We start from the raw sequence: 24063 nt of genomic DNA on the forward strand, positions 1-24063 counted from the left end.
TGTATGGGAAGCCGCCGCGCGCGTCCGGGGCGGCTCATCCGGTCAGTCGATCGGCTTGCGCGCCGTCTCCGGGGCGAGGAGCGTCGCCGTCAGGGTGATGCAGGCGAGGGCGATCAGGTAGACGGAGATCGGCCAGGTCGCGCCGGAACTCCAGCCCAGCAGGGCCGCGGCGATCAGCGGGGTGAAGCCGCCGCTGAGGGCCGCGCCCACCTGGAAGCCCAGCGAGGCGCCGCTGTAGCGCAGGCGCGCGTCGAACAGCTCGGACATCCAGGCGGCGCCGGTGCCGAACATGATCCCCTGGCCGAAGCTCAGGGCCACCGCGACGGTCAGGGTGATGATCGTTGGGTCGCGCGTGTCGAGCAGGGTGAACAGCGGGAACGCGAAGGCGATCGAGAACAGGCAGGCGGCGACGAACAGGGTCCGGCGGCCGTAGCGGTCCGACAGCCAGCCGAAGGCCGGCAGGGTGAAGAGCTCGATCACCGCCGCCACCAGGATGCCGTTCAGGATGATGCTGCGCGACAGCCCGAGCTGGCCGGTCACGTAGGAGATCGAGAACACGGTCACGACGCTGACGTAGGCGATCTCGGAGACCTTGAGGCCCACGGCCTTCAGGAAGGTGCGCGGGTGCTCGGTGAGGATCTCCATGACCGGCAGCCGCGCCACGGCGGACCGCCGCTTCACCCGCTGGAACGCGGGCGTCTCGTGCAGGCGCAGGCGGATGAACAGCCCGAGGCCGACCAGCAGCGCGCTGGCCAGGAACGGGATCCGCCAGCCCCAGGCGAGGAAGTCCGCCTCCGGCAGGAAGCCGCACAGCGCGAAGGCCCCGATCGACGCGATGACGCCGAGGGGGTAGCCGAGCTGGACGATGCTGCCGAAGTAGCCGCGCCGCTCCGCCGGGACGCTCTCCACCACCATCAGGACCGCGCCGCCCCACTCGCCGCCGATCCCGATGCCCTGGACCAGGCGCAGCGCCACGAGCAGGATCGGGGCCCAGATGCCGATCTGCGCGTAGGTCGGCAGGCATCCGATCAGGAACGTGCCGAGGCCCATGATGATGATGGTCAGGGACAGCATCGCCTTGCGGCCGATCTTGTCGCCGAAATGCCCGAAGATGACGCCGCCCAGGGGGCGCGCCAGGAAGCCCACCGCGTAGGAGCCGAACGCCGCGATGGTGCCGACCAGCGGGTCGAAGCTCGGGAAGAACAGCTTGTTGAACACGAGCGCCGTGGCCGTCCCGTAGATCAGGAAGTCGTACCACTCGACCGTCGTCCCGATGACGCTCGACCAGACGATCTGGCGCCGGTCGGCGACCGGCACCGGGCCGGCATCGAGAGCCGGGGACGCCTCAAGGGGCAACGCGGTATCGGCCACGGCACATCCTCCACTGTGATGGATAAAAATCCATTCTTGTGGAGGCAAGCGGCGTGCCAGCCCGGCGACGCGCGTTCCGGAGTGCGCTTCGGCGCAAGGTGCGGCGCAAGGTGCATTTCGGCAGCCCCTGCGCTAGGCGGGGGCGACTCTCTCGGTGCCGCGCCCCGGTCGCGCGGCCCGGACGCGGGCGCGGAAGACGGGGCATGACGGCGAGGACGATCATCGGGGCGGACCCGGCAGCGACGGAGACGTCCCCGCAGATCCACATCGCCGAGGAGATCCGGCGGCGCCGCAGGGAGCAGGGCCTGTCGCTGGAGACGCTGGCGGCGCGCTCGGGCGTCAGCCGCTCGATGATCTCCAAGATCGAGCGCTCCGAGGCCGTGCCGTCGACGGTGGTGCTGTCCCGCCTCGCGGAGGCGCTCGGCGTCACCTTCTCGCGGCTGATGGCGCCCGCGACGGAGCGCGAGATCCTGGTCATCCCGGCGAGCCGCCAGCCGATCCTGCGCGACGAGGCGTCCGGCTACCTGCGGCGCTGCATCTCGCCGGTCCTGCCCGGGCGCGGCATCGACTGGGTGCTCAACACGCTGCCGCCGGGCGCCAGCACCGGCGAGTTCACCGCCCATCGCCGCGGCGTGTCCGAGTACATCTACGTCCTGCGCGGCCGCCTGCGGGCGGTGATCGGCGAGCGCGCGGTCATCATGGAGACCGGCGACAGCCTGTATTTCGAGGCCGATGCCGGGCACGCCTTCACCAACGTCGGCACGGAGGCGTGCGAGTACTTCCTGGTGATCGACCCGTCGCGCGTCCGCTGAGCCGGGCCGCCCCGGACGTCCGCGGCGCGCGGGGCCGGCCGCCGGTCCCGGTCGGGCGCGTCAGTGGAAGGCCTTGAAGGCGATGATCGTCTCGGAATCCTTCACGCCGTCGAGGCGCAGGAGGAAGTCGTTCACGAACAGCCCGATATCGACGCCGTTGTCCACGTGGAACTTGGCCATGATGTCGAACCGTCCGGCCGTGGAGTAGATCTCGGACGCGATCTCCATCGCGACGAGCGCGTCGGACGCGGCGTAAGTCTTGCCGATCTCGCATTTGATCTGCACGAAAAATGTCTTCATGTCCGTCTCGCTGGATGGCGCGCCGCCGCGGCCGCGCGGATCGGGGCCGCCGACCCCGCCGGAGCGGCCGAACCTAGCACCGTTCCGCGCGTCCGCTCAGGCGGAACCCGGCCGGAGAAACGCCAGGACCTCGCGGGCGAACAGCTCGGGGGCCTGGAGCTGCGGGACGTGGGCGCAGTCCGGCAGCGTCACGAACCGCGCGTCCGGCAGCCCGGCCGCGAGCTCGCGCGCCATGGCCGGCGGGGTCGCCTCGTCCTCCTCCCCGACGAGCACCAGCGCCGGCGCGCGGATCTCTGAGAGGCGCGCGCGCAGGTCGAGGCCGGCCAGGGCCGCGCAGGCCGCCCGGAACACGTCGACGTCCGTGCGCAGGAAGGCGGCCCGGCGCTCGGCCATCAGGTCCGGGTGCGCGGCCTGGAACGCGGGCGCGAACAGCCGGCGCATGGCCGTGTCGGCGAGCGCCGCGAGCCCCTTCTCGGCCGCCGCGCCGGCCATGCCGCGGAACGCGGCCCGGCCGGGCTCCGGGAAGCAGGCGCCGCAATCGGCGAAGACGAGCCGGTCGAAGAGGTCGGGGTGGCGCAGGGCGCAGAGCAGCAGCACGAAGCCGCCGTAGCCGTTGCCCAGCCCGGCCGCTGGCCGGCCCCCGGTCGCCGCGCGCAATGCCGCGCCGACCCGGTCGGCGACGGCCTCGAGGCCGCCCGGCGCGGGCGCGGAGGCGCCGAACCCAGGCAGGTCGGGGACGAGGAGCCGGAAGTCGCGGCCGAGCGCCGGGGTGACCCGGTCGAAGCTCGTCCGGTCGGCGAGCAGCGAGTGCAGCAGGACGAGGGGCGGGCCCTCGCCGGACAGGGTCACCGCGACCTGGCCATCCGCGAACATCGCATGCATCCGAGACCTCCCCCGCCGCCTCTGCCGGCGGCTCCACGACGCTGTCGCATCCGACGCGTTCGCTCGCAATCCGGTTGACGTGATATTTCACGAATGGCAGCATGTGTCGATCGAACGAGGTCGTGCGTGCTGCTCCGAGACAACATCTACGCGGCGATCCGCGCCGACATCCTGGCCTGCGTCCTGCGCCCCGGCGCGGAGGTGCGCGAGCAGGAACTGGCCCAGCGCTACGCCGTGAGCCGGCAGCCGGTCCGGGAGGCGCTGCTGCGCCTGGAGCGCGAGCGGCTCGTCACGGTTCACGCGCGTCAGGGATATCAGATCAACGCGATTTCGGTGGCGGACGCGCGCGATCTGCTGCGCATGCGCCTCGCTCTGGAGCCGGCCTGCGCGGCCGAGGCCGCGGCCGGCGCGCCCGCTTCCGTCCTGGCGTCCCTCGACGCGTTCCGCGCCGTCGCGGACGGCGCCGACTTCATCGCGGAGAACCGCGCCTTCCACATCGCCCTCGCCGAGGCGTCGGGGAACCGCCGCATGGCCGCGACCGTGCGCGACCTCGTCGAGCAGGCGGACCGGCTGGTCCGGGTCAGCCTCGACGGTATCCGCGGGCGCGACCCGGCGCAGCTGGTGGACGAGCACGCCGCCATCATCGACGCCGTGCAGCGCCGCGACGGGCGCGGGGCGCGCCGCCTCGTGCGCGCGCACGTCGCCCAGGCCGAGCGCCGCATCCTGACCGCCCTGGAACGCAGCGCGATCGTCCTCTGAACGAGGTCGCGCCCGGCGCGGAGCCGAGGGACGCGGTGGAACACGACACCGGGCCCGACCCGGCCCGACAACGGACCCGACACGGGAGAGACGCCATGACCCTGCACGCGCCGGAACCGACCGTCGAGACACGGGGCAACTTCATCGACGGGCGCGAGGTCGAGGCCGGCGACGGCGCGCTGATCGACGTGCGCAACCCCGCCACCGGCGCGGTGATCGCCCGGATCCCCAATTCGGGGCCGGCCGACGTCGACCGGGCGATGCGCGCGGCCCGGGCGGCCTTCGAGGGCCGGGAATGGGGCGGGATGGACATCCGGGCGCGCGCCCGGCTGGTGAACAGGCTCGCCGACGCGTTCGAGGCCAACCTCGACACGCTCTACCGGCTGGAGACCACCAACAACGGCCGGCCGGTCAACGAGACCCGGGCGCAGCTCTCGCGGCTGCCGGACTTCTTCCGCTACTTCGCGGGCGTGGCGCTGGCGCGGCGCGACGACGTCATCCCGGTCGAGGGCAACTACCTCAACTACACCCGCCGCACCCCGATCGGCGTGGTGGCGAACTGTACGCCGTTCAACCACCCGCTGATGATCCTGTGCAAGTCGCTGGCGGTGGTGCTCGCCACCGGCTGCACCACGGTGGTCAAGCCCTCCGAGTACACGCCGCTCACGACCCTGAAGCTCGCGCAGATCTTCACCGAGGCCGGCCTGCCGCCGGGCGTGTTCAACATCGTGCTGGGGCTTGGCGCCTCGACCGGCAAGGCGCTGGCCGAGCACGGCGACATCAACAAGCTCGTGCTCACCGGCGGCACCGAGGCCGGCCGGATCGCCGGCTCGGCCGCCGCGAAGGTCTTCGCCCACCAGACCATGGAGCTCGGCGGCAAGACCCCCGTGATGGTGTTCGACGACTTCGACGTCGAGCGGGCGGTGAACTACGCGGCCTTCGGCGCCTTCATCGGCGCCGGCCAGACCTGCGTGTGCGGCAGCCGCCACCTCGTCCAGGCCTCGATCTACGACGAGTTCGTCGAGCGGCTCGCCGCCAAGACCGCCGCGATCCGCCTCGGCGATCCCTTCGACCCGGCGACCCAGCTCGGGCCAGTCATCTCCGAGCGCCAGCGCGAGCGGGTGCTGGCCTATGCCGGCTACGGCCGCGACCAGGGCGCCCGCGCGGTGGCGGGCGGGCGGGCGGCCCGGGTGCCGGGCTTCGAGGGCGGCTACTTCGTGGAGCCCACCGTGTTCGCGGACGTCACCGCCGACATGCGCATCTTCCAGGAGGAGGTGTTCGGGCCCTTCACCAGCGTCACCCGCTTCGAGGACGAGGCCGACGCGCTCCGGCTGGCCAACGACTCGCCCTTCGGCCTCGCCGCGGCCGTGCGCACCCGCGACGTCGCCCGGGCCCACCGGGTGGCGCACGCGGTCAAGGCCGGCATCGTCTGGATCAACGACCACCACCGCCTCGACCCGGCCTCGCCCTGGGGCGGGGTCGGCGACAGCGGGCTCGGCCGCGAGTGCGGGATCGAGAGCTTCAACGACCATTTCGACGTGAAGAGCGTGATGGTCGCCACCGGCGACGGGCCCTTCGACTGGTACCGCGACACGGCCGGCCAGCGCCGCCTGAACTGACGTCCGGCGGCGCGGGGGATGCGAGGTCCGCGCCAGACGGACCCCTTCCGCGCCGGCCCCGAACCCGAGGAAGGAAACGCCCCATGTCCGAAGCCGTGAGCCCGGCGGTCAACGCCGGAGGCCGCCTCGACCGCCTGCCGATCGGCCCGTTCCACCGCCGCATCATGTGGCTGATCGGGATCGGCATGTTCTTCGACGGGTTCGACATCTACATCGCCGCCACCGTGCTCGGCGCGACCCTGAAGAGCGGCTTCTCGACCCTGCCGCAGAACGCGTGGTTCGTCTCGGCCACCTTCGTGGGGATGATGGCGGGCTCGTTCCTCACGGGCTTCTTCGGCGACCGCTACGGGCGGCGCTTCACCTACCAGGCGAACCTCCTGGTCTTCGGGCTGGCCGCCATCGGGGCGGCCTTCGCGCCCAACATGACGGTGCTGATCGTGCTGCGCTTCATCATGGGCGTGGGGCTCGGGGCCGAGAACGTCGTGGGCTACTCGACCATGACCGAGTTCGTGCCGGCGCGCTCGCGCGGGCGCTTCCTCGGCCTCATGGCGGTGTTCGTCGTCACGGGCCTGCCGGCCGCCTCCCTGATCGGCTACCTGATCATCCCGACCTTCGGCTGGCGGGCGATGTTCGCGCTGGGCGGCCTCGGGGCGCTCGCCGTCTGGTACGCCCGCAAGAGCCTGCCGGAATCGCCGCGCTGGCTCGAGGCCGTGGGGCGCCACGCCGAGGCCGAGGCGCTGATGCGCGCGATCGAGGCCGAGGCGGCCCGCGGCGCGCCGCTGCCGCCCGCCGCCGCCGCGGCGCCCGTCACGCAGCTCGGGCTCGCCGCCCTGTTCCGGCCGCCGCTGCTGTCGCGCCTGCTGCTGGGCTGCCTGTGCCTCGTGGTGATCAACACCCTGCTGTACGGCTTCGTGACCTGGCTGCCGACCTTCTTCATTCGGCAGGGCCTCTCGGTGGCGACCTCCTTCGGCTACGCGCTGCTGATGGGGCTCGGCGCGCCGGTGGGCAGCGCCATCGGCGCCCTGACCGCCGACCGCTGGGGCCGCAAGCCGACGATCATCGGCGCCTCGGCGACGGCCATCCTGTTCGGGATCCTCTACCCGATGACCCTGGACCCGGTCCTGCTGCCGCTGGTCGGGTTCGGGCTGACGGTGCCGATCTACGTGCTGGTGGCCCTGCTGTTCGGGATCTACATCCCCGAGCTGTTCCCGACCGAAGTGCGCCTGCGGGCCTCGGGCCTGTGCAACACGGTCGGGCGCGGGGCGACCATCGTGACGCCCTTCCTGGTCGTTACCCTGTTCGAGACCTACGGCATCGCGGGCGTGACCGGCCTGATGATCGGGCTGCTCGCCCTGCAGATCGTGGCGGTCGCGGCGTTCGGCGTCGAGCCGCGCAGCCAGAGCCTGGAGAGCCTGGAGGCCGGCGTGGCGCCGGCCGAGGGCGGCCCGGCCGCCCGGGCGCGGGGCACGGTTCCGCGCCCGATCCACTGAGACCGGGAGGCGCTCCGCCCGGCCGTCCCCCGGCCGGGCGGAGCGATCAGTTCCAGGTGTGCAGGACCGTGCGCCAGGCGCCGTCGCGCTTCTCCAGCACGTTCACCCAGTTGCCCTCGAACTTCTTCTTCGCGCCCCCGTCCCCGGGGCCGGTCATCTCCCAGCGGCCGGACACGATGAGCAGGTTGTCCTTCGGCAGCGCGGATTTGACCGTCGTCTTGTGCTCGTCCCATCCCTTCGCCTTCAGCCCGGCGAAGAACTTCTGGATGCCGTCGCTGGTCTGCGGCGCGCCCTTCGTGACGACGATCGCGTCGGGCGTGTAGAGCTTGGCCAGCGCGTCCATGTCGCCGCCGTTATACGCCGCGTCCCACTGGCTCGCGGCGCTCTGCGCGTCGGCCTGGACGGTGTCCGACCGGCACAGGCTCGGCGTCATCAGGGCGACAGCGAATACGGTCGCGTGCAGGACGTGGGGACGCAGCATGTCTTCCTCCATCGTGAAGTGTTCTGGTCGATCACGGTGCGAAGGCGCGGGAGCTCCGGATCTTGACTAAGGGTATTTCTCCCAGGTTAGGGTGATGACGCTCATCCTGCCGTCGACGTTGAACTTGAACGGCACCGTCGTGAGGACGAGCCGCCCGTTCTCCTGCGCGACGTGCCGGACCTGGGAGGTCCCGGTCCAGGCCTCGTTCCAGGACGTGTCGATGTCGTGGACGATCCGGTCGCCCTCGAGCCGGTAGGTCCCGGCATAGGCGAAGAAGGTCTTGTGGAGCTTGATCCGGTCCGCGTCGGACATCTTGTCGTTGGCGATCGGCCGCTCCCGGCCTTCGTGGGCGCAGACCACCATCATGCGCCCGTCGCGGCCGTAATGGATCCAGCCGGTCGGCTTCGGGCCGCCGTAGGCGTCGATCGTCTCGCCCGTGTCCACGATCCGGCGCGTGGCCGCGGCGAGGCGCCAGGTCCCGACGACCGCGTCCGCGTCCACCGCCCATCCGGGCGAGATGCCGAGACAACCCGAGACCAGGACGGCGGTGCCCGCGACGCCGACCATCGCCGTCTCGGCGAGCCGAGACCTGCGCAACCCCTGTTCGACGACGCGCATCGCAGCGACCCCCGGTAAGGCCATGGGGACTCAGAGCACGAACCAGACCGTACGCGACAGAACCATCATTGAATACCATGATCGGTGCGAATGCAAGGCATATGTGCTGATTTGATAAAAGCGAAAACAGTCAAAGATCTGATATGGTCCGAATGGCGCTGGAAAGATAAGTATAGATGCGCCCGAGAGACCCGCGCGGCCTGCCGGCCGAGTCGACGGCGCGCGCGGCGGCGACGTTCGGGAGGGGGATCGGCCGCCCGCATGCGGAAACGTCCTGATCCGCGTGTCCGGATCGTCCTTTCCACCTGCGCGAGGCATGCGAACATCTGCGCGTCCGAGACGATTGACCGCTCATCGGGGGAATGCCGCGCGCCTATCGAGGGTGGCGCGCAGGGGCTACGGTCCCACTGATGTCCGCGGCAACCGACCCCCACCCCGACCCCAGGCCGACCCTCGCGCGGCCCGACGACGATCCGTACCTCTGGCTGGAGGAGGTCGACGGGCCCGACGCGCTCGCCTGGGTCGAGGCACGCAACGCGGAGACGCTCGCCCGCTACGGCGATGCCGGCTTCCTCCGCGACCGCGACATCGCCCGGGACCTCCTCGACCGGCCGGACCGCATCCCGTTCGTCCAGCGCTTCGGCAGCTGGCTCTACAATTTCTGGACGGACGGCGCGCATCCGCGCGGCCTGTGGCGGCGCGTCGACGCGGCCGGCTACCGCGCCGCGGTCCCGGACTGGGAGATCCTGCTCGATCTCGACCATCTCGCGGCGACGGAGGGCGAGGACTGGGTCTGGGCCGGGGCGACGATCCTCAGGGACGCGCTCGATCGCGCCCTCGTGCGCCTCAGCCGCGGCGGCAAGGACGCGGCCGTGATCCGCGAGTTCGATCTGGACACCCGCACCTTCGTGGCCGACGGCTTCGTCCTGCCCGAGGGCAAGGGCGGCGCGACGTGGCTCGATCGCGAGACGGTGCTCCTGTCGAGCGCCCTCGGCCCGGGCATGGCCACGCGGTCCGGTTACGCGCGCACCGTCCGGCTCTGGCCGCGCGGCACGGACCCGCGCGACGCGTCCGTCCTGTTCGAGACCGCCGAGACCAGCATGGCGGTCTGGGGCGCGTCCGACCGGCAGACCGGGACCGAGCGGATCACGGTCGTCGAGCAGCTCGGCTTCTTCGACGCGGCTGTCCATATCGGCGATCGCGGCGGCCTGCGCGCGCGCCTCGACCTGCCCACGCATGCCGGGGTCCAGCTGCACCGCGACCACCTGTCCGTGCGGCTGCGGCGGCCCTGGACGGTGGACGGCGTCGCGCACGACACCGACACGGTGCTGGCGATCGCGCTCCCCGACCTGCTGGCGGGAGGCCGCGCCTTCACGGTCCTCTGGCAGCCGGACGCGCGGCTCGCCCTGCAGAGGGTGTTCTGGTCGGCCGGGCGGCTGATCGTGGACGTGCTCGAGGACCTGCGCCCCACCTACCGGGTCTTCGAGCCGGGGCCGGGCGGCTGGACCGAGCGGCCCCTCGCTGGGTTGCCCGCCCTGGGTTCCGTCCATCTCTGGCCCCTCGACGGCGATCCGGAGCGGGCGGACGGAGCCCTGCTGGCGCTGGCCCACGATCCGGTGACGCCGCCGGCGCTGCTCGCCTTCCCGCCCGCGCTCGACGCCCCGGCCGTCCTGCGTCGGGCGCCCCCGGCCTTCGACGCGCGCGGCATCCGGGTGACGCGCCACGAGGCCGTGTCGGCGGACGGGACGCGCGTGCCCTACGTTCAGGTCGGGCCGGAAGCCGAGACCGGTGCGGCCCCCGTCTACCTGACGGCCTATGGCGGGTTCGGGCTCTCGCGCCTGCCGGATTACCAGCCCGTGCTGGGCAAGCTCTGGCTGGAGCGGGGCGGCACCTGCGTGACCGCCAACATCCGCGGCGGCGGCGAGTTCGGCACCCGCTGGCACCACGCGGGCCGGCGCGAGGGCAAGGCCCGGGCGCACGACGACTTCGCCGCGGTGGCCGCCGATCTCGTGGCCCGCGGCGTGACGCGGCCGGGGCGGATCGCGGCCGAGGGCGGCTCGAACGGAGGCCTGCTGATCGCCAACATGCTCACCCGCTACCCGGAGCGGTTCGGGGCGCTGGCCTGCACGATCCCGCTGATCGACATGCGCCGCTACACGAAGCTCCTGGCCGGCGCGAGCTGGATCGCGGAGTACGGCGATCCGGACGACCCGCAGGACTGGGCGTTCCTGTCCGGCATCTCCGCCTACCACGCCGCCGAGGCCGGGCGGGCCTACCCGCCGATCCTGCTGGCCACGAGCCGCGGCGACGACCGGGTCCATCCAGGCCACGCGCGGAAGATGGCGCAGAAGCTCCGCGTCCTCGGCTGCGACGTCGCCTTCTACGAGCCCGCGACCGGCGGGCACGGCGCCGGCAAGGACAGCGAGCAGACGGCGGCGTTCCGGGCGCTGGGGCTCACCTTCCTGCGCCGCGCCATCGGATGGGATGACCCGGTCGCGTGAGCGCGGCCTCGACCCGAACCGCGGCATCGTCCGGGTCCGCATACGGGAACGGCGGGGCTCTCGCCCCGCCGCTCACGCCGTCCGTTCGGGCAGTCCGTCGCCCGGGCGGCCCCGAGGACCGCCGCGGCTCAGAAGCCCATCAGCACCCCGGCCGAGCCGGTCACCGTCATCGCGAGGCCGCCCAGGAAGGCGCCGATCATCGCGTAGGAGAAGCCCTTCAGGACCATGTCGTGCACGCCTCTCATCGAGCAGCGGGTCTCGGGCGAGACCCGGGATCACCAACTGCAATGATGATGCCGGATCGGCCGGCTGCGTGCGGTGCGAAGAGTCACGCTGCGCCGCGGAACCGTTCGGCGCGCGTTCAGGCGGCGACGGTGGGCGAGACGGCCGCCGGGCCCGTCTCGCTCACGCGAAATGGGCCGGCAGGCTGAGGGCCTGCGCGTAGGTCACGAGGGCGACCGCGCCGGCGATCAGGGTTGCCACCAAGGCGATGCGGTTGGTCCAGGTCATCGTCGTCTCCATCGGGTTCGCGACTGTGTTCGCGGTGTGATCCCGATGTACGCCCAAGCTTTCAGGTCCGGCGTGTCCCGGAACACCTGCAGGGCCGCCGCTCGCGCACGGATCCCGGGCCGCGCACCGGCCGGAGGCGGGCAGGGAGGCCGCCTCCGGGCTCGGAGGGCCCCGCAGAGCGGGACGGGACCCTGATCCGCCGGCCCGCTCTATCTGGCCCCCGCGCCCTGATCCGCGTTGGAGGCGACCGTGAAACCCTCGCGATCGAAGACGGTGTAGAGGATGCCGGCCGGATCGAGGCCGAGACCCCCGATATGCGCGATCGCCGCTTCCTTGGCCTCGGCCAGCGTGCTGAACGGGTCCGGCAGCTGATACATCCGTGAGGCCTGCTCGGCGCCGTCGATCCGCACCGGCGGCGTGGTGATCTCGACCGTGTAGGGCACGACGACTGTCCGCCTCGACCTAGTGGAACACGCCGAGGAAATACAGCAACAGGATGATCGGCAGCGGGATTCCCAGCAGCCACAGCAATCCACCGCGCAGCATTCGCGCCTCCTCTATGTCGACAATCGCACCGAAATATCGGCCGGTTCGAGATTGGAACGCGCGAACATCGGAAAGGGATGCACAATACTGGTGCGAATGCTCGGAGCGCACCTTCGGTAGAGCTGCGTGAGATCTGCAGGCGTCCCGCCCCGCGCGGATGGCCGTCCGCGCCCGACCTCCGCCCGGCCGCGGCTGGGACGGCTCAGCGATGCAGCGCGGCGATCCAGTCCCTCAGCGGATCCACCACGTAGGCCATCCAGGTCCGCGCCCAGGCCAGGGCAGGGCGGTTCGCGTCGATCGGCCGGGCGGCCATCAGGGCCGCCACGTAGGCGTCCTCCTGGGGCTTGCACGCGTCCAGGGCGCCCCGCTCCCGGCCGGGCCTGCTCCGGTGCGCCGGCTGCCGGTCGAAGGCCTCGCGGACGCAGCCGTGCCACGCCCGCTCCAGGCCCGGCAGGTCGGCCGGCTCCGCTGCCAGCGCCGCGGCGGGCTCGGCCCCCGCCAGGGCCGCGAGGAGCGTCAGGCCGGCCGCGAGGGGCGAGCGCCTACTCATCCGACGCGCGCTCCGTCTGCGGGGCCGCGTCGGCGAGGGTCATCGCGCGCGCGGCCGTGCGCAACTCGTGGCGGGCCACGCCGTCCGCGAGCGCGACGAGGGCGACGAGCACGAGCCCCAGCATGAGGAGACGGCGGATGGTCGGGGCGGGGATGAGCATCGAGGGCGCCTCAGGGAGACGTCCGCACCGTAGCGGAGCCGTCGCGCGCCGGCTGCCACTCCGATGCCACATGAGTACGGAAAGCGAACGTCCGTCCACGAAATCCCGGCGGGAGCGCCCCGGCGCGCCCGCGAGTCGCGGATGCCGGCCATCGCCGCGCCGGATCGAGCCGCGGTGCCGGGCGCGCCCAAAAGGGGCCGGTCCGGCGCGACGAAGAGACCCCGCGCTCGATCCGATACTGACGATTGTGCGGCGTCGCACGCATTCGCGGCAACCGCCGGCCTAACATCCATGTTGAAGGATGACATTCGGCCCGACAGAGCCGAGGCGATCAAGACCGCCGGAACGACGATCTTCCTCACTCGCGACAGTTGACCGGATGACTTCGTGCCGAAGTCAGAAGAGGTTTGCCATGACCGTCCGCCTGTTCGCTGCCGCCGCGCTCGCCGCGACCCTCGCCGCCGCCCTCGCGACGCCCGCCTCCGCGCAGGGATCCGCCGCACGCCACGGCCTGTCCGACGTCACCGCGGTGATGCTGCCCGAGATCTCCGTCACCTACCACCGGCCCGTGCCGGCCGACCGCTCCGCCGGCCCGCACGTCGCCGGCCCGGCCGGCCGCCAGCCGCGCTGACCGGTCAGGCCCGGCGCCCGCAGGATTGCCGGCCTTCCGCGATCTGACCTGCACGAGGCGTGCACGAGGCCTGCACGGTGCCCGCACGGTGCCCGGCGGGGAGGGCACGTCTCACGGCGCGAAGGCAGATCTCGATCCGGTCGGGCCGGGCGGCGACGCGCATTCGCCGAGCCCGCGCCCGGTCGACATGCACGCGCGATTAGTGTTGACGGCCGTCAATGCTATGCTCGGTGGTCCGTCCACGGTATGCATCGACTTCAGGAGCGCGCCGGGACGCGAAGGGCCGATTGCTATGACACGCTTGACCGTCGCCGCGCTGGTGTTCGCCCTCGCAAGTCCCGCGATCGTCGCGCAGGCCCAGCAGGACATCCCGATCCAGCAGGATCTCAAGCGCATGGATCGCCTCGATCAACGGCTCGGGCGCGAGGATACCGAGTTGAAGGTCGATCCGAACGTGACGCCGGACAATCCGGACGGTGTGGTCGGCTTCGACGGACCTCCGTTCAACTACGGGGATCCCGGCGTGATGGGTGACGGCCCCCTCCCGCCGGGATCGCCCGCCGACGACGACGACTGGTACTGACCGGGGACGGCGCGGCCCGCGGTTCTGAGACCGCGGGGCCCTGCCCGGTTCTGAGCGCGCCTCAGCGCCCCTTCTTGTAGAGCTTGCTGGCGATCTCGAAGATCTCCTCGGGGGCGTAGTTGGGCGCGAAGGCCCCGTAATTGCCGTCGAGTTCCGGGATCTTGCCGCCCTCCGGCAGGCCGTCGACGACCTCCAGGTTGCCGGGCGGATCCCCCGGCAGCGCGACCTCGTCGTTCGACCAGACGCCGGCCGCTTCCTTGTAGTCGTCCGGGCTGAAGCGGTAGAGGCGCCGGTGCGAGCCCTCCTGCAGATATTTCTGGCACTCCGGAATCTTGTCGAGAACGATGTTCGGGGTTGGCAGCATCTTCTCGATCTCGACGCCGGTCAGCTTCTTGAGCGCCAGCGCGTAGGCGTGCGCGTGCACCGAGCCGCGCACGAGCAGGTAGCCGCAGACCTCGCGGCCGGTCGGGTCCTTCAGGGTCTCGTAGACGCGCAGCTTGTGCAGGCGCGCGCCGCACTCCAAGTGGAAGTTGTGCAGCAGGTCGATGATGATGTTGCCCGTCGTCGTCACCATGTCGACGTTCCAGGACTGCGCGTTGGAATTGACCGGTGTCGCGCCGCCGCCGTTGCTCAGGAAGCTGCCGGCGAGCCGGATGTCCTGCATGTTGTGGAACGGGGCCTTCGAGACGTCGACCTCCTCGGTGTCGTCGCCGGGGCCGTTGTTGAGCATCGCGATGCCGGTCGAGACCAGCTCCACGTGCCCGAGCTCCTCGGCGAAGATGCTCGACACGAGGCTGTAGAAGGGGCGCAGCTTCGACTTGTTGCGGAAGTTGAAGCTCTGGAACATGTAGTTCCCGAGGGTCGACATCTCCCCGTACTTGCCGCCGAGCAGCTCCTGCAGCGCGGCCGCCGCGTTGGGATCGGGCTTCTTCGGCTGTGGCAGTTCGGCCTGAAGGCGGTCGAGCTTCATGAACATGCGAGCAGCTCCGTTCGCGCGGGGTGCGCATGACGGCATCTTCCCGCACGGACGATTGTTCCTGCGGCTGAGACGGGGCGGCCCGCGGGCGGCCCGCGGGCGGCCTCCCGGCGGCCGGCGCCATCCGGCTGTGGACAGTGGCCTCGGCGCGGGCGCCCGGCCGCCATCCTTTCCGGAGCGGTAACCATGCCGGTCCTACCAGCCGCGACCCCGGACGGTGAGGCAGGTGGACGAATGGGCGACGACGTGGCGGCGATCCTGTTGACCCTCGTGACCGAGAATTCCGAGTTGCGCGAGCAGCTCGCCAGCGCGCAGGACATGCTGATGGAGACGGCCATCGATGCCGGGCAGCTTCATGCCCGGATCCAGGGCCTGGAGGCCGAGCGCGACGCGTGGCGGGCCGAGGCCGGGCACCGGCAGGCCCGCGCCGCCCTGACCGCCTGACGGTTCGGCGGCGCGCCGACTGGGCGCGGAGGTGGGGCAGGGCCGGATGCGCGCGGGTCGGATTTCGCGGTCGGATCGCGGAGCGTGTACGCTCGGCGGCCGTCGAACAATCGGCACGGGAGCGCGCGGCCATGGTGACGAACGTCCTGCCCCCGCTCGATCCGGCCGCCCTCCCGAACGGAATCCGCGCCCGCTTCGTCGAGGACGTCAACGGCCTGCGCATGCACGTGCTGGAGGCGGGCGACGGCGGTCCCGACCGCCCGCTCATCCTCCTGGTGCACGGCTTCCCCGAGATCGCCTATTCCTGGCGGAAGGTCATGCCGGCGCTGGCCGCGGCGGGCTACCACGTCGTCGCCCCCGACCTCCGGGGCTACGGCCGCACCGCGGACGCGCCGGTCGCCTTCGCGGACGACCTCGCGCCCTACCGGCTGCACAACCTTCTCCTCGACCTGCTGTGCCTGATGAGCGCCCTGAAGCGCGACAGGGTCGCGGCGCTCGTCGGACACGATTACGGGTCCTGGGTCTGCGGCTACTGCGCCCTGGCGCGGCCCGATCTCTTCGGCATGGTCGCCCTCATGAGCGCGCCCTTCGCGGGGGCGCCGGGGCTCGACGCCCTGGCACGCGGCCTCCGGACGCCGGCCGACGACCCGATCCACGCGGCGCTGGCCGCCCTGCCGCGCCCGCGCACGCACTACCACCGCTACTACGCGACGCGCCGCGCCGCCGCCGACATGGAGCGCAGTCCCCAGGGCCTCGCCGCGTTCCTGCGCGCCTATTTCCACCACAAGAGCGCGGACTGGCCGGACAATCGACCCCGCGCGCTCGCCGGCTGGACGGCCGAGGCCCTCGCCGAGATGCCGACCTACTACGTGATGGATGAAGGCCGGACGATGCCCGCGACCGTGGCGCCGGAGATGCCGGAGCGGGGCGGCGCGGACTGCGCCTGGCTGACGGAGGCAGAACTCGCCGTCTACGCGGCCGAGTACGCGCGCTCCGGCTTCCAGGGCGCGCTCCAGGGCTACCGGTGCCGCATGGATGGCAGCATCGACCGCGACCTCGCGCGGTTCGCCGGCCGGCGGATCGAGGTCCCCCTCCTGTTCGTGTCCGGGGCGCGCGACTGGGGCCCGTTCCAGGCGCCGGGCGCGCTGGAGCGCATGAAGGATGGCGCCGGCGCGGGCCTGCTCGGCTGCCACTTCGTGGCGGGGGCGGGGCACTGGGTTCAGCAGGAGCAGCCCCGGGCCGTCGCGGACCTCCTGCTCGACGCGCTCGGTCGCGGCGGGGCCGGATCCCGCCCCGGCGCGTAGGCGCCCGCCGCCGCACCGCGTCCGCTTCTATCGGGGCGCCGACGGCCCGGCTATGTCTCCCGCCAACCGACCGGAGGCCCAGTCGGATCGGGCGCCCGGCGTCCGTTCCGGATCCTCGAGGGGGCGACGATGGATGTGGAAGCGCGCGCCATCCGGCGGGTCAGCAGGCGGCTCCTGCCCCTCCTGATCACCTGCTACTTCATCTCCTACCTCGACCGGGTCAATGTCGGCTTCGCCGCGCTGACCATGAACGGGGACCTCGGCATCTCCGCCACGGCCTACGGGCTCGGGGCCGGCATCTTCTTCCTGAGCTACTTCGTCTTCGAGGTGCCGTCGAACCTGATCCTGGAGCGGGTCGGGGCGCGGGTGTGGATCGCCCGCATCATGCTGACCTGGGGACTCCTGTCGGGCGCGATGGCCTTCATCGTCGGCGAGAAGAGCTTCTACGCCGTGCGCCTGCTGCTGGGCGCCGCGGAGGCCGGGTTCTTCCCCGGCATCATCTTCTACCTCACGCTGTGGTTCCCCGCGCGCTACCGCGCGCGCATCATCGGCACCTTCATGGCCGCGGTCCCGCTCTCGAGCGTCATCGGCTCGCCGGTCTCGGGGGCGTTGCTGGGCCTCGACGGGGTCTGGGGCTTCAAGGGCTGGCAGTGGCTCTACGTCCTCGAGGCGCTGCCCGCCGTCATCCTCGCGGGCATCGTCCTGGCCTTCCTGACGGACCGGCCGGCGCAGGCGGCCTGGCTGCCCGACGACGAGCGCGCGTGGCTCACCGAGCGCCTCGCGCAGGAGCGGCGGGCGCGCGAATCCGCCCGCCGCTACAGCGTCGCGGAGGCGCTCCTCGACCGGCGCGTGCTCGCCGTCGCCTTCGTGTATTTCGGCAACGTGGCGCTGCTCTACGGGCTCAGCTTCTTCCTGCCGCAGATCGTCAAGGGCTTCGACCTCACGAACCTCCAGACGGGTCTCGTCAGCCTCATCCCCTTCGCGATCGGGATCGTCGGCATGCTCGCCCTCGGGCGCTCCTCGGACCGCAGGGGCGAGCGCAAGGGGCACGCGGCCTTCGCGCTCCTGCTCGCGGCCGGCGGCACGGCCGCGGCGGCGCTGGTCTCCGATCCCTACGCCAAGATGGCCCTGTTCAGCGTCTCGGCCTTCGGCATCTTCGGCGGCCTCCCGGTGATCTGGACGCTGCCCACCGCCTACCTGTCCGGCGCCGCGGCGGCCGGCGGCATCGCCATCATCAACGCCCTCGGCAACCTTTCCGGCTTCGCCGCGCCCTACGCGGTCGGCGCGATCAAGGACGCCACCGGCACCTTCACGGGCGGCCTCCTCCTCATCGCGGCGGCCGGCCTCGCCGCCATGGTGACGGTCCTCTGCCTCACCCACGACCGGCACCTGGAGCAGGCCGCGGCGCGCGGCGCGCGGGCGGCGGAGTAGGCGCGGCGGGGCAGACGCGGTGGGTGAACGCGACCCGGGGGGAGGGGGCAGCGCCGCCGCCCCGCCGCGCCCGGGTGGCGGGCGGCCGCCGATCGACCTACGGTCGCGTCGCCAGGTCGTCCCAGCGGAGGCCGTGTCGCGGGGCCGCGCGGCCCCCGGGACACGCCGTCCCCGGCGACGCCCCAGTTCGAGCCCATCGGAGCAGCCCATGAACGCCCCCGTTCCCGCCCCGCGGACCCGCCCGGACGCGGCGACGATCGCGGGTCTCGCCGAGGCCCTGCGGGCCGTGCTCGGGGACCGGGTGACGGCGAGCCCGGCGGTGCGCGAGCAGCACGCCAACCAGCTCACCTGGGCGCCGTGCGAGCCGCCGGACCTCGTGGTCTTCCCGCACTCCACCGCGGAGGTGCAGGCCGTCGTGCGCGCCTGTGCCGAGCGCGACATGCCGATCGTGCCCTACGGCGTCGGCACCTCCCTCGAGGGCCACGTCAACGCGCCGTTCGGCGGCGTCTCGATCGACACGGGGGCAATGAACCGCGTCCGCGCGGTCCATGCCGACGACCTCGACTGCACGGTCGAGGCCGGCGTCACCCGCAGGGCGCTGAACGCGTACCTGCGCGACACCGGCCTGTTCTTCCCCATCGATCCCGGGGCGGACGCCACGATCGGCGGGATGGCGGCGACGCGGGCGTCGGGCACCAACGCCGTGCGCTACGGGACGATGAAGGACGCGGTGCTCGGGCTCACCGCGGTGATGCCGAACGGCGACATCGTCACGACCGCCCGGCGGGCGCGCAAGTCGTCGGCCGGCTACGATCTCACCCGGCTCCTCGTCGGCTCGGAGGGCACGCTCGGGATCATCACCGAGGTCACGCTGCGCCTGCACGGCATCCCCGAGGCGATCTCGGCGGGCATCTGCCCGTTCCCCTCGATCAAGGCGGCCTGCGACGCCACGATCCTGACGATCCAGTCCGGCATCCCGGTCGCGCGCATCGAGCTGCTCGACGAGGTGCAGGTGGCGGCCTGCAACCGCTACTCGAAGCTCGCCCTGCCGGAGACCCCGCTGCTCCTCGTCGAGTTCCACGGCACGGACGCGGGCGTGCGCGAGCAGGCCGAGCGGTTCGGCGAGATCGCCGCCGATCTCGGCGGCGGCCCGTTCGACTGGGCGACCGGGGCCGACGAGCGCGCGCGCCTCTGGCAGGCGCGCCACGACGTGTACTGGGCCTCGGTCGCGCTGCGGCCGGGTCCCACGATCAAGAACATGTCGACCGACGTCTGCGTGCCGATCTCGCGGCTCGCGGAATGCGTGGAGGCGACGAAGCGCGACATCGCCGCGACCGGGCTCACGGCGCCGATCGCCGGCCATGTCGGCGACGGCAACTTCCACACCCTGCCGCTCGTCGATGCCGACAGCCCCGAGGAGATGTCCGCGGTGGCCGGCTTCCTCGACCGGCTCGTCGCCCGCGCGCTGGACCTGGGCGGCACCTGCACGGGCGAGCACGGGATCGGCCAGAAGAAGATGCGCTTCATGGAAAGCGAGCACGGGCCGGAGGCGCTCGGCCTCATGCGGACCCTGAAGCGCGCGATCGACCCCCGGAACCTCATGAATCCCGGCAAGCTGATTCCCTGACGCGCCCCGCGACCCGGCGCCGCCGTCCGCGTCGCCCGTCGATCCCTCCGATCCCTCCGATCCGGGCCGATCGTCTGCATCGGTGCTGTTCAGGGCCGAGCGATCACGTCGTCCGATCCTCAAAGCTGGGGATCGCGCCGACGCCGCGGGCCGGGTCTCAGATGGCGCCGGCACACCGAGGACGGGCGTCCGCGAGAGCGGCGGCCGGCCGCGCGATCCGGTAGCACGCGCGAGATCGCCCTCTAATCCCGAATTCTCGGCCGAAACGGATGAATTATTCTGCTTGCCATACGTTCCTGGCACACAGAATAATGCATGCCGCCGTGCCAATTTCGGAACCCAACATAAGGTTCCGGCGCGGGCAAGGAATTCGTCGGCGTGCACGCCAATCCTATAGCACGCCGCTGAATGTCAGCGCAGGAATGAGGGAGGAAGCTCATGGCCATGCCAAATGCCACGCCGGCTACGGCAGTACCCAGTACAAATCGATGGCTGCAGATCGTGCTCGGCGTGATCTGCATGGTTGCAGCGGCGAACATCCAGTATGCCTGGACGCTGTTCGTCCCCGAGATTCAGAAGACCTTCGGCTGGGACCGCGCCGCGATCCAGGTCGCCTTCACGATCTTCGTCGTCGTCCAGACCTGGCTGACTCCGATCGAGGGTTACTTCATCGATAAGTACGGCCCGAGCCGCGTCGTCATGTTCGGCGGTCTGATGACGGGCCTGGCCTGGGTCATCAACTCCTACGCCACCAGCCTGAGCGGCTTCTACCTCGGCTCGGTGGCCGGCGGTATCGGCGTCGGCTGCGTCTACGCCACCTGCGTCAACAACGCGCTCAAGTGGTTCCCGGACAAGCGCGGCCTCGCGGTCGGCCTCACGGCGGGCGGCTACGGCGCCGGCTCGGCGCTCACCATCCTGCCGATCGCCAAGATGATCGACAGCGGCAACTACGCCCAGGCCTTCTTCGTCTTCGGCCTGATCCAGGGTGCCATCATCATCGCCGCCGCCATCGCCATGCGCGCCCCGCGCAAGGATCAGGTGCCGTTCTCCACCAAGGTCCTGCAGTCGCGGCGCGACTACACCCTGGGCGAGGCGCTGCGCACCCCCGTGTTCTACGTGATGCTGCTGATGTTCACCTGCACGGTGACGGGCGGCCTGATGGCCGTGGCCCAGCTCGGCGTGATCGCGCAGGATCTCGGGGTGAAGAACTTCCAGGTCAACCTGTACTTCTTCGCCATGGCCGCGCTGCCCTTCGCGCTGATGCTCGACCGGATCATGAACGGCATCTCGCGCCCCCTCTTCGGGTTCGTCTCGGACCGGATCGGCCGTGAGAAGACGATGTTCATCGCGTTCGCGATGGAGGGTATCGGCATCGTGGCGCTGGGCTACTTCGGCTCCAACCCGTGGGCCTTCGTGATCCTGTCCGGCGTGGTGTTCCTGGCCTGGGGCGAGGTCTACTCGCTGTTCAGCGCCACGGCCGCCGACACCTTCGGCTCGAAGCACATCGGCAAGATCTACGGCGTGCTCTACTGCGCCAAGGGCTTCGCCGCGCTGTTCGTGCCGGTGGGCAACCTGATCATGCAGGCGACCGGCACCTGGGCGACCGTCCTCTACACGGTGGCGACCATGGACCTGATCGCCGCCGTCCTGGCGATCGCGGTCCTGCGGCCGATGCTCAAGCAGCACCACGCGGCGAACAACGACGCGGCGGCTCCGGCGATGAAGCTGGCCCACGCCTGAGCGACGGCCCCGGCCGCTCCGCGGCCGGGGCGAAGCCTCCCCGACCCGGCTCCGGAATTCCGGAGCCGGGTCGGCCAGCACCGGGCAGCTGGCCCGCACGGAGACCGTCTCGTCGAGACGCAGGGCGCCGCGGGCGATCGCGCATGTTCGGGCGCGCATCGACGATCGGGCGAGGGGCGGCTGTCCTGGCGCCTCGCTCTCACGCGATAGCCCGGCCACGCTCGGCGCCATTCCAGGACCTGAGGCCAGAATCCATTCTCGCGTTCCCGGAGTTCGACTGTGCTGCAGCCTTCCGAGACCTCTCTGGGTCTAGCCTCGATCGGACAGACCCTGAGTCTGCGTGAACAGGCCTACGACAGCATCAAGCAATCGATCCTGGCGATGGATCTCTACGCCGGATCGGCGCAGATCCGGCTGCACGAACACCAGATCGCGCAGGATCTCGGCATCAGCCGCACGCCGGTCCGGGAAGCCCTGACGCTCCTGGAGCGGGAGGGCTTCGTGTCCACGGTGCCGCGCCGCGGCCTCTTCGTGACGCGCAAGAACAAGCGCGAGATCGTCGAGATGATCACCGTCTGGGCCGCGCTCGAAGGCATGGCGGCCCATGCCGCCGCACGGAACGCCGAGGATGCCGATCTCCGCGCGCTCGGCAGGGCCTTCGAGGCGTTCGATATCGCGACTCTGCCCGACCATCTGAAGGCCTACGACGAGGCCAACCTCGACTTCCATCGGACGATCATCCGTCTCGGCGGCTGCGGGTTGATGGTCGAGATGACGACCAACCTGTTCATTCACATGCGGGCGATCCGGTCGGCCTTCCTCCATCGGGCCGGGAGGCTCGAGGACTCGATGCGCGAGCATGCCGCCATCATCGCCGCCTTGCAGGCACGCGACGCGGATCGGGCCGCGATCCTCGTTCGCGATCACGCGCTCGGGCTGATCGCGCATGTCGAGGCGCACTGGGTTTGGCCAGAGGGGTGAGAGGCACCTCTGACGGAGGACCACCGATGCTACCGTCCGTTCAGACGACCGATCTGCTCGGCCTCGGCTTCCTGATCATCGGGCTCGCCGCAGCTGGGATCGCCAGCGCGAGCCGGTCCGCGCGTTTCGCAGAGGAGCCGCGCGAGGAGCTCGCGGGCGGGGCTCTGCTGGTGGCGATCCTCGGCCTCGCCTTCGTGCTCGCCGAGTGAGCGGGCGCGGCGCGTCGTGAGCGCCGGACTTCCCGGGAGCCCGCCGCGCGCTACGGGGTCGCCTGCCCCGCGCGTGCGTTCCACTTCTCGAACTTCCCGAGCGCGCCCCACGCCGTCAGCCCGATGAAGATCGGCATCGTGTAGGGGCTCAGCCCGAAGGCGGGCGTGAGCTGTGCGAGCACCTGCCCGAGACCGGTGTTGAGCGGCACCTGGGACAGGATCTGCGTGGCGACGGCGCCGATGATGCCGATCGCCGACTTCTTGCCGGAGAGCAGCTGCCCGATCGTCTGCCCGAGCGCGCCGTTGACCGGCCCGAGGACCGCGCCGTCGGGACGCGCCGCGGGCGGGCCGGGCAAGATCGGGGCGGTCGGGAGGCGCGCACCGTCGATCTGTCGGCGCAGGGCCTGGAGGAACTCGTCGAGCCGCGCCGCGACGTCGGCGGGCGGCGCGGCCGGCGCGATCACCACCGGGGGCATCGAGGCAGGTTGCATCGGGGCGGGCTGCATCGGGGTGACCGCCCGCGCGGCGAGCTGTCGCTCCAGGTCCTGGATCCGCGTCAGCACCGCGTGGTCCGGCGCCGCCGGCCGCAGCGCCTCCTGGATGGCGGCGATCGTGCGCGCGTCCGCGAGGCCGGTATCGTCCAGACCGCACCGCGCCTGGAACGTCGCGACGGCCGTCATGGTCCGCGGCCCGTTCCGGCCGTCCTCGACGAGGGGCGGCGTCGCGCCGAGGCGATTGAGCGATTGCTGGACCCAGAGCGTGCTGTCGGCGAGTTCGTCGTCGGGCTCGCGGGACACGGCCGCCTCGACGGCGCGCGGCGCCGCGAGCGCGACCGTCGCGTCGAGGTCGATGAGGCTCCGCAGGATCACCGCGGTGCCGATCTGCGTGTCGACCACGTTCGGGTCGAACACGTGGTCGCGCACGAACTTGCCGCCGCGCGCGCCCGGCGGCCCGTAGGCCGTCGATCCGCCCCAGAGATACGGCGAGTTCACGCCCCGGCCGTGGTAGCCGTAGCCGTTGAAGCCCTCGAGCCGGTAGAGGGCCCGCGCGACGCTCCAGTCGCCGAGCCCGACCAGGCCCTGGAGGCGCAGCGCGTCGACCGCCCCTTCGACGAAGGCCTGCGGCCCCGTGAACGGCCCGCGCCCCTTCGGGACGATCGTGGTGCGCCGTCCGAGCTTCTGTCCGTTGCCGAGATACGTGTCGAAATCGAAGGCTGATTCCCGGTAGTGGCAGAGCCCGATGAACCACCAGGGCACGCCGGTGCGCGCCTCGATCTCCTGGTAGCGCGGCTTGCCGGCGGCGAGCTGCTGCGCGAGCTTGCGCACGGTCGCGAGCTTCTCCGGCCGGATCTGGAGCGACGCCCAGGTCCGCTCGTAGCCGTCCTGAAAATCCTGGAAGGATGCCATGTCGATGCTCCGGGCTCTGCGGTGACGAAGCCTTGATGGGACGGCCGGCACCTGCGCGCGGCCGGGCGCCGATCGGGCGGGGCTCCGGGCGACGCCCCGGATCCGGGCGCGCGCGGTCGCGCGCCGCCCGGG

Annotated in this window: 24 protein-coding genes; 14 read left to right on the plus strand and 10 right to left on the minus strand. The window is 71.6% G+C overall.

Annotated features, from left to right (window positions below):
- Positions 1-42 precede the first annotated feature (42 nt).
- On the minus strand, positions 43-1371 hold the full coding sequence (locus ABIC30_RS06440) for an MFS transporter (RefSeq protein ID WP_026605416.1): 1329 nt from the start codon (positions 1369-1371) through the stop codon (positions 43-45).
- A 203-nt stretch (positions 1372-1574) separates the two neighbouring features.
- Here ABIC30_RS06440 and ABIC30_RS06445 point away from each other — a divergent pair, with 203 nt between their 5' ends.
- Complete coding sequence (locus ABIC30_RS06445) at positions 1575-2183, plus strand: helix-turn-helix domain-containing protein (protein ID WP_020096176.1); 609 nt, start codon at positions 1575-1577, stop codon at positions 2181-2183.
- A gap of 60 nt (positions 2184-2243) precedes the next feature.
- Here the strand turns inward: ABIC30_RS06445 and ABIC30_RS06450 are convergent, their stop codons facing one another.
- Together ABIC30_RS06450 and ABIC30_RS06455 are read right to left on the minus strand one after the other, a co-directional pair.
- On the minus strand, positions 2244-2483 hold the full coding sequence (locus tag ABIC30_RS06450; protein ID WP_020096175.1) for an Lrp/AsnC ligand binding domain-containing protein: 240 nt from the start codon (positions 2481-2483) through the stop codon (positions 2244-2246).
- A gap of 96 nt (positions 2484-2579) precedes the next feature.
- On the minus strand, positions 2580-3365 hold the full coding sequence (locus ABIC30_RS06455) for an alpha/beta fold hydrolase (RefSeq protein ID WP_026605415.1): 786 nt from the start codon (positions 3363-3365) through the stop codon (positions 2580-2582).
- A gap of 126 nt (positions 3366-3491) precedes the next feature.
- On the opposite strand from ABIC30_RS06455, the gene ABIC30_RS06460 reads away from it, so the two are divergent.
- The 3 genes from ABIC30_RS06460 (at position 3492) to ABIC30_RS06470 (ending at position 7233) form a co-directional block, all read left to right on the plus strand.
- Complete coding sequence (locus ABIC30_RS06460; protein WP_020096173.1) at positions 3492-4124, plus strand: GntR family transcriptional regulator; 633 nt, start codon at positions 3492-3494, stop codon at positions 4122-4124.
- Positions 4125-4219: 95 nt separating this feature from the next.
- The gene (locus ABIC30_RS06465; protein WP_020096172.1) at positions 4220-5743 is read left to right on the plus strand and encodes an aldehyde dehydrogenase; all 1524 of its coding nucleotides are present in this window, start codon (positions 4220-4222) and stop codon (positions 5741-5743) included.
- A gap of 83 nt (positions 5744-5826) precedes the next feature.
- On the plus strand, positions 5827-7233 hold the full coding sequence (locus tag ABIC30_RS06470) for an MFS transporter (RefSeq protein ID WP_020096171.1): 1407 nt from the start codon (positions 5827-5829) through the stop codon (positions 7231-7233).
- Positions 7234-7279: 46 nt separating this feature from the next.
- Here ABIC30_RS06470 and ABIC30_RS06475 read toward each other — a convergent pair whose 3' ends face one another.
- A complete protein-coding gene (locus ABIC30_RS06475) occupies positions 7280-7714 on the minus strand; it encodes a YybH family protein (RefSeq protein WP_020096170.1) in 435 nt (144 codons plus the stop codon).
- A 66-nt stretch (positions 7715-7780) separates the two neighbouring features.
- Positions 7781-8332 carry a lipocalin-like domain-containing protein gene (locus ABIC30_RS06480; protein WP_103986146.1) on the minus strand — a complete coding sequence of 184 codons (552 nt, stop codon included), beginning with the start codon at positions 8330-8332 and terminating at the stop codon, positions 7781-7783.
- A 410-nt stretch (positions 8333-8742) separates the two neighbouring features.
- Here ABIC30_RS06480 and ABIC30_RS06485 point away from each other — a divergent pair, with 410 nt between their 5' ends.
- On the plus strand, positions 8743-10833 hold the full coding sequence (locus tag ABIC30_RS06485) for a prolyl oligopeptidase family serine peptidase (protein WP_354454482.1): 2091 nt from the start codon (positions 8743-8745) through the stop codon (positions 10831-10833).
- A gap of 719 nt (positions 10834-11552) precedes the next feature.
- Here the strand turns inward: ABIC30_RS06485 and ABIC30_RS06490 are convergent.
- The 3 genes from ABIC30_RS06490 to ABIC30_RS06500 all read right to left on the minus strand — a co-directional run bounded on the left by ABIC30_RS06490 (position 11553) and on the right by ABIC30_RS06500 (position 12599).
- A complete protein-coding gene (locus ABIC30_RS06490; RefSeq protein WP_354454484.1) occupies positions 11553-11786 on the minus strand; it encodes a hypothetical protein in 234 nt (77 codons plus the stop codon).
- 305 nt (positions 11787-12091) lie between these two features.
- Entirely contained in the window at positions 12092-12439 is a 348-nt protein-coding gene (locus ABIC30_RS06495; RefSeq protein ID WP_020095858.1) for a hypothetical protein, read from the minus strand.
- Positions 12432-12599, minus strand: a complete 168-nt coding sequence (locus tag ABIC30_RS06500; protein WP_020095859.1) for a hypothetical protein — start codon at positions 12597-12599, stop codon at positions 12432-12434. Before ABIC30_RS06500 ends, ABIC30_RS06495 begins: the two co-directional genes overlap by 8 nt.
- Positions 12600-13011: 412 nt before the next feature.
- Between ABIC30_RS06500 and ABIC30_RS06505 the strand changes: the two genes are divergently transcribed.
- On the plus strand, positions 13012-13230 hold the full coding sequence (locus ABIC30_RS06505) for a hypothetical protein (protein ID WP_020095860.1): 219 nt from the start codon (positions 13012-13014) through the stop codon (positions 13228-13230).
- Positions 13231-13522: 292 nt separating this feature from the next.
- On the plus strand, positions 13523-13813 hold the full coding sequence (locus tag ABIC30_RS06510) for a hypothetical protein (protein ID WP_026605349.1): 291 nt from the start codon (positions 13523-13525) through the stop codon (positions 13811-13813).
- A gap of 61 nt (positions 13814-13874) precedes the next feature.
- Here ABIC30_RS06510 and ABIC30_RS06515 read toward each other — a convergent pair whose 3' ends face one another.
- The gene (locus tag ABIC30_RS06515; protein WP_020095862.1) at positions 13875-14789 is read right to left on the minus strand and encodes a manganese catalase family protein; all 915 of its coding nucleotides are present in this window, start codon (positions 14787-14789) and stop codon (positions 13875-13877) included.
- A gap of 234 nt (positions 14790-15023) precedes the next feature.
- On the opposite strand from ABIC30_RS06515, the gene ABIC30_RS06520 reads away from it, so the two are divergent.
- From ABIC30_RS06520 to ABIC30_RS06550, 7 genes are all read left to right on the plus strand, one after another.
- Positions 15024-15233: a hypothetical protein gene (locus ABIC30_RS06520; RefSeq protein WP_020095863.1), complete on the plus strand. Its 210-nt coding sequence runs from the start codon at positions 15024-15026 to the stop codon at positions 15231-15233.
- 131 nt (positions 15234-15364) lie between these two features.
- A complete protein-coding gene (locus ABIC30_RS06525; protein WP_234083260.1) occupies positions 15365-16537 on the plus strand; it encodes an alpha/beta fold hydrolase in 1173 nt (390 codons plus the stop codon).
- 129 nt (positions 16538-16666) lie between these two features.
- Positions 16667-17968, plus strand: coding sequence for an MFS transporter (locus ABIC30_RS06530; RefSeq protein ID WP_020095865.1), 1302 nt, complete (start codon positions 16667-16669; stop codon positions 17966-17968).
- A 208-nt stretch (positions 17969-18176) separates the two neighbouring features.
- The gene (locus ABIC30_RS06535; protein WP_020095866.1) at positions 18177-19595 is read left to right on the plus strand and encodes an FAD-binding oxidoreductase; all 1419 of its coding nucleotides are present in this window, start codon (positions 18177-18179) and stop codon (positions 19593-19595) included.
- Positions 19596-20033: 438 nt separating this feature from the next.
- Positions 20034-21335, plus strand: coding sequence for an oxalate/formate MFS antiporter (oxlT, locus tag ABIC30_RS06540; RefSeq protein ID WP_026605350.1), 1302 nt, complete (start codon positions 20034-20036; stop codon positions 21333-21335).
- Between the two features lie 279 nt (positions 21336-21614).
- Positions 21615-22316 (plus strand): GntR family transcriptional regulator, encoded by a 702-nt coding sequence (locus ABIC30_RS06545; RefSeq protein ID WP_020095868.1) that lies wholly within the window; start codon positions 21615-21617, stop codon positions 22314-22316.
- Positions 22317-22342: 26 nt separating this feature from the next.
- Positions 22343-22525 (plus strand): hypothetical protein, encoded by a 183-nt coding sequence (locus ABIC30_RS06550; protein WP_020095869.1) that lies wholly within the window; start codon positions 22343-22345, stop codon positions 22523-22525.
- Between the two features lie 50 nt (positions 22526-22575).
- Here the strand turns inward: ABIC30_RS06550 and ABIC30_RS06555 are convergent, their stop codons facing one another.
- Positions 22576-23931, minus strand: a complete 1356-nt coding sequence (locus ABIC30_RS06555; protein ID WP_020095870.1) for a peptidoglycan-binding protein — start codon at positions 23929-23931, stop codon at positions 22576-22578.
- Positions 23932-24063: the final 132 nt, after the last annotated feature.

This window comes from Methylobacterium sp. 1030 (assembly GCF_040544715.1).
Taxonomy (GTDB): domain Bacteria; phylum Pseudomonadota; class Alphaproteobacteria; order Rhizobiales; family Beijerinckiaceae; genus Methylobacterium.